This is a genomic window from Martelella sp. AMO21009 (genome assembly GCF_053484295.1).
The window spans coordinates 1-11,980 of the sequence record NZ_JBAKFR010000055.1 but is presented as its reverse complement, the minus strand read 5'-3'; the positions used below and the strand labels follow the sequence as shown (position 1 = coordinate 11,980).

At 59.8% G+C, this 11,980-nt stretch carries 14 protein-coding genes; 9 read left to right on the top strand and 5 right to left on the bottom strand.

The genetic code is table 11. The features are described 5' to 3' along the window. Positions 1 to 184: IclR family transcriptional regulator domain-containing protein (locus tag V6766_RS25200; protein WP_448470989.1), on the top strand; the 184-nt coding region annotated here is incomplete at its 5' end. A 364-nt stretch (positions 185 to 548) separates the two neighbouring features. Here V6766_RS25200 and V6766_RS25195 read toward each other — a convergent pair. The 5 genes from V6766_RS25195 to V6766_RS25175 all read right to left on the bottom strand — a co-directional run bounded on the left by V6766_RS25195 (position 549) and on the right by V6766_RS25175 (position 5,560). Next, a protein-coding gene (locus tag V6766_RS25195) for an IS3 family transposase (RefSeq protein ID WP_448470988.1) occupies positions 549 to 1,900 on the bottom strand; the annotation gives its coding sequence in 2 pieces (ribosomal slippage) (positions 549 to 1,564 and positions 1,564 to 1,900; 1,353 coding nt in all). A gap of 142 nt (positions 1,901 to 2,042) precedes the next feature. Continuing rightward, positions 2,043 to 2,333: an XRE family transcriptional regulator gene (locus V6766_RS25190; RefSeq protein ID WP_448470987.1), complete on the bottom strand. Its 291-nt coding sequence runs from the start codon at positions 2,331 to 2,333 to the stop codon at positions 2,043 to 2,045. Between the two features lie 133 nt (positions 2,334 to 2,466). After that, positions 2,467 to 3,582, bottom strand: a complete 1,116-nt coding sequence (locus V6766_RS25185; RefSeq protein WP_448470986.1) for a hypothetical protein — start codon at positions 3,580 to 3,582, stop codon at positions 2,467 to 2,469. 233 nt (positions 3,583 to 3,815) lie between these two features. Next, the gene (locus V6766_RS25180; RefSeq protein WP_448470985.1) at positions 3,816 to 4,910 is read right to left on the bottom strand and encodes a toll/interleukin-1 receptor domain-containing protein; all 1,095 of its coding nucleotides are present in this window, start codon (positions 4,908 to 4,910) and stop codon (positions 3,816 to 3,818) included. Between the two features lie 74 nt (positions 4,911 to 4,984). After that, positions 4,985 to 5,560, bottom strand: a complete 576-nt coding sequence (locus V6766_RS25175; protein WP_448470984.1) for a hypothetical protein — start codon at positions 5,558 to 5,560, stop codon at positions 4,985 to 4,987. Positions 5,561 to 5,654: 94 nt separating this feature from the next. Here V6766_RS25175 and V6766_RS25170 point away from each other — a divergent pair, with 94 nt between their 5' ends. The 8 genes from V6766_RS25170 to V6766_RS25135 all read left to right on the top strand — a co-directional run. Beyond that, positions 5,655 to 6,209, top strand: coding sequence for a hypothetical protein (locus V6766_RS25170; RefSeq protein WP_448470983.1), 555 nt, complete (start codon positions 5,655 to 5,657; stop codon positions 6,207 to 6,209). A 13-nt stretch (positions 6,210 to 6,222) separates the two neighbouring features. Further along, positions 6,223 to 7,206 carry an HNH endonuclease gene (locus tag V6766_RS25165; RefSeq protein WP_448470982.1) on the top strand — a complete coding sequence of 328 codons (984 nt, stop codon included), beginning with the start codon at positions 6,223 to 6,225 and terminating at the stop codon, positions 7,204 to 7,206. Between the two features lie 63 nt (positions 7,207 to 7,269). Further along, a complete protein-coding gene (locus V6766_RS25160) occupies positions 7,270 to 8,685 on the top strand; it encodes a hypothetical protein (RefSeq protein WP_448470981.1) in 1,416 nt (471 codons plus the stop codon). Positions 8,686 to 8,728: 43 nt separating this feature from the next. Beyond that, the gene (locus V6766_RS25155; protein ID WP_448470980.1) at positions 8,729 to 9,652 is read left to right on the top strand and encodes a phage exclusion protein Lit family protein; all 924 of its coding nucleotides are present in this window, start codon (positions 8,729 to 8,731) and stop codon (positions 9,650 to 9,652) included. Positions 9,653 to 9,670: 18 nt separating this feature from the next. Continuing rightward, positions 9,671 to 10,177 (top strand): GIY-YIG nuclease family protein, encoded by a 507-nt coding sequence (locus V6766_RS25150; protein ID WP_448470979.1) that lies wholly within the window; start codon positions 9,671 to 9,673, stop codon positions 10,175 to 10,177. Continuing rightward, positions 10,152 to 10,712 carry a hypothetical protein gene (locus V6766_RS25145; protein WP_448470978.1) on the top strand — a complete coding sequence of 187 codons (561 nt, stop codon included), beginning with the start codon at positions 10,152 to 10,154 and terminating at the stop codon, positions 10,710 to 10,712. Before V6766_RS25150 ends, V6766_RS25145 begins: the two co-directional genes overlap by 26 nt. A 177-nt stretch (positions 10,713 to 10,889) precedes the next feature. Then, on the top strand, positions 10,890 to 11,849 hold the full coding sequence (locus V6766_RS25140; protein WP_448470977.1) for an ArdC family protein: 960 nt from the start codon (positions 10,890 to 10,892) through the stop codon (positions 11,847 to 11,849). Then, positions 11,846 to 11,980 (top strand): DUF2958 domain-containing protein (locus V6766_RS25135; protein WP_448470990.1); only part of this gene is annotated, 135 nt, incomplete at its 3' end. The genes V6766_RS25140 and V6766_RS25135, both read left to right, overlap by 4 nt.

Below are 11,980 nucleotides of genomic sequence, written 5' to 3'. Positions count from 1 at the left end.
TTCCGATCAGGAGGTCGAGTTGGGCCTGATTTCGCTAGCTGTCCCTGTCATCGACCCCGACGGCGCCATCGTCGCAGCCATGACGTTGAGCGCCTCGTCGGTCAGGATTTCGGCCGAGCATTTGCGCGAAGAGATTATGCCACGCCTGCGCGAATATGCCGATGAATTGGCGAACAAGCTGTGAAATTTTGAGCAGAGCTAACGTAGACGAGATGGCGCAAGCAGTCAGTACTACTCACAAAGAGTAGCCGAGAAGAGCTTCAGGCCAGCATACTTCTCCTTCCACTTGAAGAACGTCGCCGTGCTTATTGCGACCTTCTGACACACCTCGGCGCGTTCCGTCCTTCGCCTGCTCGGTGATGTACGCCTTCTGAGCGTGAATCGCGATGCCTTCATGCGTTTCCGCACCGCTCCCAGCCGGGGATTCGATGCGGAAAACACTAACCAAAATCGGGGGTGTTTGTGGGATCAGATTGTCCGTCGTCAGATGATTTGCCGCAATTTGGTGCGTTGAATAGAGGAGCGTTGGCCTCGTCTGTGGGTTGATTTTATGCGGCGAGATTGCGGTGTTGCAAGCGCCGATGCTCGATGGTCTGTCGTTTGATCCTTTCTGGTTGTTTGATGATGGTTTGTGCCCTTCCGAAGTAGGCATCGGCCGGGGTCACGTTGTCGAGGCTCTCGTGGTAACGCCGATGATTGTAATGTTCGATGAAAGCGGCGATCTGGGCCTCGAGATCGCCGGGCAGGAAGTAGTTTTCCAGTAGCACGCGGTTCTTGAGCGTCTGGTGCCAGCGCTCGATCTTGCCCTGGGTCTGGGGGTGACAGGGCGCGCCGCGCACGTGGCTCATCCGGTTGGCCTGGATGTAATCGGCCATCTCCCCGGCGATGTAGCTGGGGCCATTATCGCTAAGCAGCCGAGGCTTGTGGTGAACATTGGTTTGGTCGCACCCTGAGGCTGCCAGAGCCATGTCCAGCGTGTCGGTAACGTCCTGGGCCCGCATCGTTGAGCACAGCTTCCAGGCGATGATGTAGCGGGAATAATCGTCGAGCACGGTGGAGAGATACATCCAGCCCCAGCCGATGATCTTGAAATAGGTAAAATCGGTCTGCCACATCTGGTTGGGCCGGGTGGTTTTGGTATGGAACGCATCGGCGGCCTTGATCACCACATAGGCCGGGCTGGTGATCAGGTCGTGGGCCTTCAAGAGCCGGTAAACACTGGCTTCAGATACGAAGTAGCCCTTCTCGTCAGTGAACCGAACCGCCAGTTCCCGAGGCGACAATTCAGAGTGCTCAAGCGCCATCTCTATGATCTGATCATGGATATCGGTCGGGATCCGGTTCCAGACCCGGCTGGGTGCCGATGGTCGGTCCTCGAGCGCCTCCGGGCCACCAATGAGGTAGCGGTCATACCAGCGATAAAAGGTTCGGCGCGCGATACCCAGTTTATCCAGCGTGCGCTTTGCCGGCAGGTGGGATTGCTCGACCAGCCTGATGATCTCGAGCTTTTCGGATGCTGGATACCTCATGCGTCGTCGTCCCCATCCGCGATCATGCTTTTTTTGAGCAGACGGTTTTCCAGCGTCAGGTCCGCAACACATTCCTTGAGCGCTCCGGCCTGGCGGCGCAGTTCCTTGACCTCGTCGGTGGTGGCAGCACGGGCTGTATCGCCAGCAAGCCGACGCTTTCCCGCTTCCATGAATTCCTTCGACCAGGTGTAGTAGAGGCTCTGGGCGATACCTTCCTTGCGGCACAGCTCGGCAATGCTGTCCTCGCCGCGCAGGCCATCGAGCACGATCCGGATCTTGTCTTCTGCTGAGAAATGCCGCCGTGTCGCACGGCGAATGTCCTTGACCACCTGTTCGGCGGGCTTTTTGGCTTTCGAGGGTTTTGATCTCATCTTCGTTCCTTCGTCACTCCGACGAGACCAAAACCCTCCTTACATCACAAGCTCAAATCTGTGCCATTGGTGCTGACGGGAAACATATCGCGGCAATGAGAACAAATAAAGAACATTTTGATCGGATGGACGGCGCGACCCATCATTTACCCAACTCCAGAACGCCCTGTGGGTCCCCTGCAAACTTGCCGGGCTTGGACGCGCCTCGTGGCTTTTTTCGACTGGGTTCTAGGCGGGTGAAAATCGGCTCGAAATCGATCGCGTGCGCCGACATTTCGGCGAGAAGGCTAGCGATCACCGCAAGATGATCGGGAATCTCACCCTTCTTCTTGTTGTTTGAGATCGAATTCGGCTGCATTTTCATAAGATCGGCGAAGCGCCGAACGGTGAGCCCGGCTTTATTCAGTTCGGTGATGAAGTCGTCGTAGGTCACTGCGCCACACACCCATGATTTAATGAGTTTAGCACATAAAATCATGAGCTCGCAACTTCAATCTCAAGTCGATCTCTCTGACGATCAGTCCCGTAGTGCTCAAGCCGATTTTCGACAACCTTTGGCCGAAGCCCTAAGACTTTGGCAAGATGAGGAGCGTGCCTTTATCGAGAAGGTCGTCGAGAAAGCCCTCACGGGACGGAATGGGGCCGGCCTGTGTGGCGAGGATTAGCGCTTCCACAACCTCACGAGCCAGCGAACGGGCCATCACCCGTTCTTCGGTCGAAATGGCCGTCATCGTGCGTCCGTGGAGGAAGGCACTACGCACATCAAACAGCCTCTCATACTGATCGGCGTAACGGCGATCGCCGAGAAGCCCAGCAACGCGACCTCGCATCCTTTTCGTAGGACCCATTCCCTTGTGGCGATCAGGCGTCAACCGGAAGCTCCTCTGGTAGTCGGCGCGCAGACCAAGCGCCGCTTCGATCGTCGTAATATGCGCCAGAAATTCGTCGATGCCTTCCACCAGGAACGCGCGGACTAAGAAATGGGTGATCGGCGTTTCGAACAGGACCGACTGCTTCGCCTGCTCGACTATCGTCCAGCGACTCTGGTCCCAGCTCGGCAACTCGGTTGCGGCAGTGTCTTCGAGGCGCAGCTCGACGGGCCGCTCCTCCTCATAGGTCCCGCCATAACCGTCATCATAGATGCGCGGTTCCCAGCTTAACGCATCCGGCGATGGTGGCGTGTTGGGGCGGACGAAGATGTCACTGTCGACGGTGTAGACCCATGGGACGCAAAAGCCGCGCCAGTCGACCTCCGCCATTGTCGACCAGCTTTCCCACGGCGCCAGCAGCAGGAAGAACAGCGCCTCCTCAACTGTCACAGGAAACCGCCCCTTATGTGGCTCGATCTGCCCCAGGTCCTGGCTCAGGTCCATGAACAGCATCGGGACAGCACGCGCTTCGGGCTCATGTTCCAGCGCAACGACCTCCTCGACGATGAGCCAATGAAACTCTGAAAACCGCTCAGCGTCGAAGCCCTGCTGCGGATAGAGCCGCTTTAGCCTTGCCTCATCAACGTGCATCCGCAGTTCGTCCGCAGTCAGTCGGCCGAGCTTCGCTGGGCCGAAGACGAGTGACGGCAGGTCATCGGCCAGATCGAGCGGCACGAGGTGAATGCGTTTTGCGCTCGTCGTCCGCATCGCGGCGTCGAGGCCCTTTGCCGCCTCCTCTACAGGCAAGGACAAATGGGTCGTCTCCTTCCGCAGACCGCAGGGAAGGCCAAGAGCCCGCAATGCAGTCGAAAGCGCAAAGGCCGGGCCCCTCTTGCCCCCGTTCGGATAACCGTCACGGCATGCTTCACGCAGTCGCTCGAAGGCTGGATGCGCGAGTATGTTGTGCGGTCCCGGTGGACGCAGTCGCCACAAGTCCGACATCGCGGAGATCATCGCACTGCTCGGCCCCGTTGCAGCCTCATTCATCAGGAAATCCGGAGCCGGCGCAAGAGCTTGCCAAGAACCGCCTCATACTCCTCAGGCTTCGAGAAATCGGCATAGAGTTTACCCTTCAGGAACTCCGGTAGCTCGCACTCTTCATAGAGCAGCGGCAACACCACGACTTCTCCGCTGGCGATCTCACGGTTCATCGCCACGTCGAGTTCCTTCTTTACCCAGGGCGCGCCGATCGACTTTTTCGAGAGAACGACGGCAATGTAGCGGCTGAGCTTCATGCCCTCCTCGATCTTGGCGATCAGCGAGTCCCCGATATCGATTTCGGCTTCGTCCAACCAAACGCGCTCCACGCCATGGGCGAGAAGATCCTTGCGCAGTTGGCGCACGAACGGCTTGTCGACGCCGGTGTGGCTCAGGAAGATACCGTGGTACTTCTCATGCGCAGGGTCGGCTTTCTCCAGCGCCAGGCTATCGCGGACGAGCTGATTCTCGGCCTCCTGCGATGTCGGCGGCGTCAGTAGCCAGCCTGTCGTTATGCCGACCGTTACCTGGCCGCCCAGGCTGTAGCCCTCCGGCGTCGCGGCGATCGAGACATAGCCTTCACCTGGATCGGACAGGCACAGCATCCAACCGCCAGTTCGTGACAACACCTCAAAATAGCGCGTGAACGGGCTATCCGGATCAACCGTGCCCATCCTTCGGCCCTTCTTCACGAGAAGGGCTGAGCGTTTCACGAACTCTGTCACTTTCGGGGCCACGTACCCCAGATGCGTTTCGCGATAGCCGAAGAAATTCATCCGCTTCGGTTCGGACAAACACCAGATGACAGTCGCACCGTTCGCGATCGCAGCTTCCATCTCCTTTTGGCGATCTTCGGCGTCGAACGCGGAATCGATGTCATAACTGTCCTTCTGCCGCTTCAGCTTACCAAGTTCATTTTCTTCATCGGAGAACTCGCCGGCACTTCCGAACAAAAAGTGCGTATAGCTCGCAGGGTTAATGATGATCGTGTCGTATTCATAGAGTGGATATGCAGCCCGCTCTCGATCGATCTCGGGGCGACACAGCCCCAAATTGTCGATCTCCACTCCTTCAATTGATTCGCCGCTATAGGTGACCCCCACTGTCAGTATTCTCCTCATACATCCATCCCTTCTGTCGCCTCTTCGCCGATCGCCTTCGGCTTTACGTCCATGACCTAGCCGCGACTGCCGACAAGAGCGATCTCGATGCCGGCCAGCGCGCAACGCGGTGCAAGCCGCTTCGCCAGACGCAAAGTGCTCTCGGTCAGCGGCACCACGGCGATCTGACGGCCCTGTGACGGCGTCGCCATCAGCAGCCCGACCGTCTCGCACAGACCGCGGTAAAGCCGCGACACCTGGCCTGAATGCCGCGTATTAATGATGCCGCCCTTGCATTCGGCCGAGATGACATGGTTGCCGAACTCGGCGACGACATCGCCGAGCCCCGACTTGGGATGGACGGTGATCGTTTGCCCCGCAGGATTTCGATAAACGCCGCCGTAGGTCGTGCTGCCGAGACCGGAGATCTTCGCGAAGCCGCGCCGGTCGAGCCAACCTGCAAAGTCGAACTGCTTTCCGTGTTCGCCATCAGGATGGATGCGAACGTCCCGAGCGCCTTGCGTGCGAAGAAGATGCATCGCGTAGGCAAGCATGACTGCACCCTCGTAGAGATGATGTTCGTGCGGACCGTCCGATTTTCCGATGCGGTTCGGCGGTGGCGCTACGGCTATCACGAGATCTTCGAAGTCCAAGACAACCTCCCCGGCGGATTCAGCGGGCGCTCATCGCTCGCCATTGACATCAGCTTATAACCGGCCATATTTGCCCGGTAAAGGAGGGACGCTCATGTTGACCTACCGCCCCGAGAAATTTGCATCGCTGTACGACTCCGAGCTGGGCCAGCGCATATGGGCCTTCCTCACGCGGGACGACAATGTCGCGCGCCTCGAAACGGCCTCGGAGCTGAGCAAGCCCGCTGTCAAAGGCATCGAGGAACAGCTCCTCGCCGAGTTCCGCGAAGACGTTCTAGCCGATCGCGTCAAGCAGATGGTCGGCCACATGGTGCGGCAGATCCTAGAGCAGCGCGACTGGGTGCTCGACCAGACAGACGTGAAGGTCCAGTCCGTGCCATTCAGCAAGGCGGCGCGTTACCGCCGACCTGATTGGATCACCTTCCACGCCTTCCGCAACAGCAGTGATCCGCGCGATGTCGTCATCACTGACCGGCGGCAAAACCCGACGCTTCCTGCCGGCGCGCGCTGGACCTTCTACGCGACCTTTGCCAGCCCGCTGAAGGCCGCCGTGGCTTTCGGCGTCAGCGATATCCGGCAACTCCGCCAACAAGTACATTCACACGGCTATCAGCGCGTTCGGATTGAGCGGATGTTGCGGCGCGCTTGATGGAGAGACATGGATGACCGATCTCGACGCTGCCACCATCGCTGCCGCGGACTACTACGACAAACATTATGCAGGGGCCGAGCCGATTTTCCTCGAACCCGGCAAAAAGCTGACGCTCGGAAGCGCAGAACATCCTCGGTATTGCCGCTTCTGCCGTCGGGATGAACCGGTCGTGACTTTCAAGGATGAAGCCCACGCGCTGCCTGCTGCCTTCGGTAATACAGGTCTCTTCAGCAACTATGAGTGCGATACCTGCAATCATCTCTTCGGCGAGGGCATCGAAAACCATCTCGGGAACTGGACCAAACCCATGCGCACTCTCTCGCGCATCAAGGGCCGAAGCGGCGTCCCAACCATCAAGAAGCCAGGTCCCGACAAGGGCTGGCGTGTCGAATATTCGGGTACGGGCTTTCAGCTCAAGGAGTACGAAGACGATCCATTTTTCGTGGTGGACGATGCTGCCAAGCAGCTTCGTTTCGAACTCCACCGTGACACCTACATCCCGGTCGCAGCGCTGAAAGGCCTGATCAAAATCGGCCTTACTCTCATCCCGGACGTCGAGACCCAGCATTTCCAGCAGACCTATGACTGGATTCGCGACCCTGACCATTCGCGCAACTTCGTCACGGAGTTTCCCATTATTCGGACGTTTATCCCCGGTCCGATGCGCAACGACCTCATCGTTCTCATGTTAATGCGGCGACGCGCGGGAATCGACACTGTGCCCTACGCCTTCTTCACCATGGCCTATGGGAACGAGGTGCTTCAGGTTTTCCTGCCTTCCATCTCGCAGGACCGTTGCATCGACGGCAAACCTCTGTCGCTCGTGCCCTTTCCGACACCGGGATGTCCCAACCCTTCTCTTTATGGCCAGGCCAAGGTGAAGATCGAGAATCTGACTGGACGAGAACCCGTGAAGGGCGAGAAGGTCCCAGCGATCTTCGGTTTCGATTCCGTGCAGAAAAAAGCGACCGATCAGATCGACGGTGGAGCCTGATCGGGATGAACGTCCAGCCTTCTGCCGTGACGACGGCACGTTCCAACTACATCAAGGTCGGCCATGGCCCCGACCGATGAGCCGCGACTCATCACGCCGATCAGCCAGCGCCAGTTCGAACTCTATGCGCTGTCGCTCGAACGCGGCCCCAATTTCGACCCTGCCCATATCTTCGGTGCCTATCAGGCCGGACGGGGCAGCACGAGCGGCTGCATCCTTCTTGATCCGGAGCAAGGGATATTCACCAGTCTCGCCTTGCGCCGGCGCATCGATCACTGCTGGATCAAGGTCGATGAAGGCGGCCCCTATTCCACCCCCGAGGCCGCGCTCGACCGCCTCAGCATTGCCATGCACGCCGGCGATCCACCGGAACCCTTGCCGCCGGGAGCCAAGCGCCGCCCGCTCTTGGTAAAACCCGGAGCGCGCGGGACATCGCCGGAATTCGATCTGCTGACGACCACGATCAGCCATCTGCCGGCGTTGATGGCGATTGGCGAATGCTATCTCGCGCTGCCCCATCCCGACGCCAATTTCGTCCCGGATTTTCAGACCAACAACTTCGCCTCCCGGCTGTTTGAACTCTACCTTCTCGCCTGCTTTCGCGAGCAGGGTCTGAGCGTTCGGCAAGATCATGTCTCGCCCGACTTCTTTGTCGAGAAGGACGGCGACAGGTGCTGGATCGAGGCGGTGACGGCCAACTCCGAGACCCCACGTGCGGGAGGGATCGGCGACTGGGTGCATGCACCGGAGGACCGCAATGAACGCCTGACGGGAGGTCCGGCCGAGCGCTTCGCCAAAACGCTGCGAGGCAAGCTCCAGCGAAACTATCATGAGATGGACCACGTGAAGGGCCAGCCCTTCGCTCTCGCATTGGCGGACTTCCACGAGTCAGGCTCGATGGTCTGGAGCCGCGAGGCCCTTCCCACCTACCTCTACGGCCTGCGCGCCGATATCAAAGGAGAAGGCAAAGAGCGGCGCGCAGTCGGGACGCCGATTGCCAATCTGACGGGCAAGCATGGCATCCCAGCGGGGCTCTTCCGCGATCCCGACTTCGCCCATCTGTCAGCCGTTATCTTCAGCCATGCGGCGACACTCGCCAAGTTCAACCGCATGGGTTTCCTTGCTGGCTGGCGCCCTCCCGGGCTGACGATAGTCCGGCGCGGCATCCTGTTCGACCGAACCCCGGGCGCTCTGGAGCCGATCGACTTCGAGCTGTCGGTCGCCAGCGACGAATATCAGGCGCTCTGGCCCTGGGGTGAAGCCTGGTGCCAGGAGTTGGAGGTGTTCCACAATCCGCTGGCCACCCACCCAATCCCTTTCGACCTCATTCCAGGCGCGACCCATTGGTTCGAGCGCGAAGGCGATATCGAGTGTAGCACCATCTGGGCGAACTCGGTCCTCTCCTCGGTCACCCATCTGCGCATGGCCAGCGAAGCAGAGACAACGGGCGACGCGGCTGGCGAAGACGAGGCGTCATGATCAGAGCGACTGCCAAATTCCCTCGACTGGAAAAACCACAGTCATGACGACCGAGCCGTCCTACCGGACGATTATTCTTCATCTCCTGCGCGGCGCCGTGCCGGAGCGCGCCGACGAAATCAGCAGCCTCTGGAGCCAGTACGGCCATGCGGTCGACGTCGCACCGAGCGCCAAGGGTGTCACGATGAACGCCGATTCAACGCGCATCCAGTTCGACACCAAGACGATCGACTTCTTCTGGTTGTTCGGCTTCAGCGCCTGGCACGCGATCGAGGTCTATTCACCCGCGCTGATGCTCGCGACGATAACCGGAGTGTCGCTCGACCAGGCGCTCAACGCCGACGCCGAACGAACTCCGTTCGAGTTTGACTACAGGCAGCGCATCGCCAGCACCCAATCCCTCATCGCGGCCGATCAAACCGCCGACATCGCCTGGCCGGCGGACATCCCCAAACCAACCTCCGATCGCGAAAGCCTGAGCAACGTCCAGCAGAAGGCGGCGTTCGACCTCGTGGCCTACGCCCTGGCCTTCGCGCTTCTGCACGAATTCCGCCACATCATGTTCTGCGTCGATAAGCGTGCGCCCTCGACGCTCCCCGAAGAGGAAATCGCCTGCGACACCTATGCCCGCGACTTCATGACGAGCGGCCTCGCCGCCTATGCGAAGAAGCACGGGCATAACTTCGCCGAAGTCCAGCAGAAGCGCGCGATGGGGATAGCACTCGCAGCCGTGACCATCCATGCGATGACACCGACCCACGCCCATTGGGGCAACCGGCAGTATCCGCCGATCGCCGAGCGGCTGACGGCGATGATCAGCGGCTACAACCTACCCGCCGGTTCGTCCTTTTGGCCGTTCACGGCCTGTCTCCTAATTGCGCTCATGCGGCAGGAGAACCGTCCGCTCGACATCGTCGCCCACTCAAATCTGGAGATGGTCGAGATCCTGCTCGACCGGATCCGATAATCCCGCGAGGAGTGCGACGTGCCGGTCTATTTCATTGGCGAAGATGAAAAAGGGTGCTCTCCGATCAAGATCGGCGTAGCGAAGAATATCGATGCGCGTAAGCGCAACCTCCAGACCGGCAATCCGTTGGAACTGCGGCTTCTCGGTTGGATTACCTCGGATGACGACTTCGAGCTGGAACGGCAACTGCACGGGCGTTTCGAAGCTGTCCGAACTCGTGGCGAGTGGTTTCAGATCGAGCCCGCCGACCTCTTGCCACTCCTGATCCGCGCCGGGCAGCGTGGGTTCGTCGGCAAAAACGCTGATGCTTTCCAGATCACCGGCTACGACAGCGACGCGATCCCGGAATATCTGGGTGTCTGGGAATGGGCTGACCTCGAAATCGATGAATGCTGTCCGTTCTGTGGTTGCCTGTGCGGCATGCATTTCCAGCAAGCATCCCAAATGTACTACTGCATCCATTGCGACACGCTCACCGACTTCTCGGAATTGTCCCCGGATGTTCGCGACCCGCCGGATGACTGACCGGCTACACGATCAACAACAAACGGGGACGACGATGAGTATGCAATGGCTATTAGCAAATGCGCCAGGATTTCAAGCGCTACCAGAGCAGGATCGCGACGCGATCTTCAATTTCACATTTTTATGGAGCCTGTTCGAGGCTCAGGTCATGGGAAATTTCGCGCGCGCCGACCTGATCTGCGCGAAGGTCGACGAATGGCGCGACGCAGGAACGCTTAATGCCGACCAATTTGACGCCGAGCTGGCTTATTTCCGACAGCGTTATTACGCAGACGGCAACTTCACTCACCACTTTCCACACCTGCATCTGCGCCCGGCCGATCAACCCGATGTCGTCAAGTCGGTGCTCGACGGCAGCAACGACGATCCCCGCGATCGGCTCCTGACGGTGCTGATGATTGTCTGGCGATTCCGAAATAACCTCTTCCACGGCGAGAAATGGGCATACCAGCTCCAGGATCAGTATCCGAATTTCACGCATGCCAATACCGTCTTAATGCGTTTGCTCGAACAGCACGGACAATTGGCTGCTTGACGGGATTTCCGGAAGGGAAAGCCTTCCCCTGCGGCCGAGCCTGTAGTCTCGGTCGACCCCTTCAAGCGGGGGATTCCTCTGCAACGCCCCCTTTTCAGAGTGAGAGTGCGGACGGGTCTGCCGTGACGGGATGAGGATCGGAGGAGAGGCCTCCGGCGCCCGTCGCGGAGACCCCCGATGTCCAGACAGAACCGCAAATCCGGCGCCAGGCGCGACCGGACCGATCTCTATTCCGAAATCACCGACAAGATCATCGCCGAGTTGGAGACCGGCCGGGTGCCTTGGGTCCAGCCTTGGGGAACGTCGGCGGCGAAGGCGCCCCTTGGCCTTCCGAAGAACGCCTCCACTGATCGTCAGTATTCGGGCATCAACATTCTGCTCCTCTGGGGCGCCGTCATTGAGCGCGGCTTTTCCGGCCAGAGCTGGCTGACCTTCCGCCAGGCGCTGTCGCTCGGCGGCAATGTTCGCAAGGGCGAGCGCGGCACCACCGTCGTCTATGCCGACCGCTTCGTGCCGGAGGATGAGAAGCGCCGTGCGCACGAGACCGGCGAGGAGGCCCAGGCGATCCCGTTCCTCAAGCGCTTTACCGTCTTCAACACCGACCAATGCGAGAATCTGCCCGAGGATGTAGCGATCACCGCGCCACCCGTGCCGACGGGGCTGATCGAACCGCGCGTCGAGGCGATGATCGCCGCGACCGGCATCGACTTTCGCATCGGCGGCAACCGGGCGTTCTACGTGCCAGCACATGACTATGTGCAGGTACCGCCGCCGCAGGCCTATTTCGAGCCCATCAATTGGCACCGCACCGCGCTGCACGAGATGGGCCACGCGACAGGCCATGCCTCGCGTCTGGGGCGGGATTTCTCCGGCTCCTTCGGCACCAAGAAATACGCCTTCGAGGAGCTCATCGCCGAAATCAATGCCGCCTTCTGCTGTGCCTCGTTCGGCATCGCGCCGACCGTGCGGCACGCCGACTATATCGCGTCCTGGCTCGAGGTGCTGCGCGAGGACAATCGCGCCATCGTCCGCGCTACCAGCCAGGCGGGCAAGGCCGCCGACTGGCTTCTGGCCTTCGCGCCAGACGATGCAGAATCCAGCTCGACAGAGACCTCCTGCGACAGGAGGGTGGCATGATCCTCTTGACCGAAGACATTCGCGACCGGCTGCTCGCCAATGGACGGCAGCGCGATATCGACCATGTTCCCGTGGTGAAATTCTTCAATCCGGTCGGCGCGGCCACCTGGCTCATCACCGAGATGGAGGCG

Coding starts and splice junctions, on each gene's coding strand:
- V6766_RS25170 (WP_448470983.1), top strand. CDS start 5,655: ATGTTGACCTACCGCCCCGAGAAATTTGCATCGCTGTACGACTCCGAG.
- V6766_RS25165 (WP_448470982.1), top strand. CDS start 6,223: ATGACCGATCTCGACGCTGCCACCATCGCTGCCGCGGACTACTACGAC.
- V6766_RS25160 (WP_448470981.1), top strand. CDS start 7,270: ATGGCCCCGACCGATGAGCCGCGACTCATCACGCCGATCAGCCAGCGC.
- V6766_RS25155 (WP_448470980.1), top strand. CDS start 8,729: ATGACGACCGAGCCGTCCTACCGGACGATTATTCTTCATCTCCTGCGC.
- V6766_RS25145 (WP_448470978.1), top strand. CDS start 10,152: ATGTTCGCGACCCGCCGGATGACTGACCGGCTACACGATCAACAACAA.
- V6766_RS25140 (WP_448470977.1), top strand. CDS start 10,890: ATGTCCAGACAGAACCGCAAATCCGGCGCCAGGCGCGACCGGACCGAT.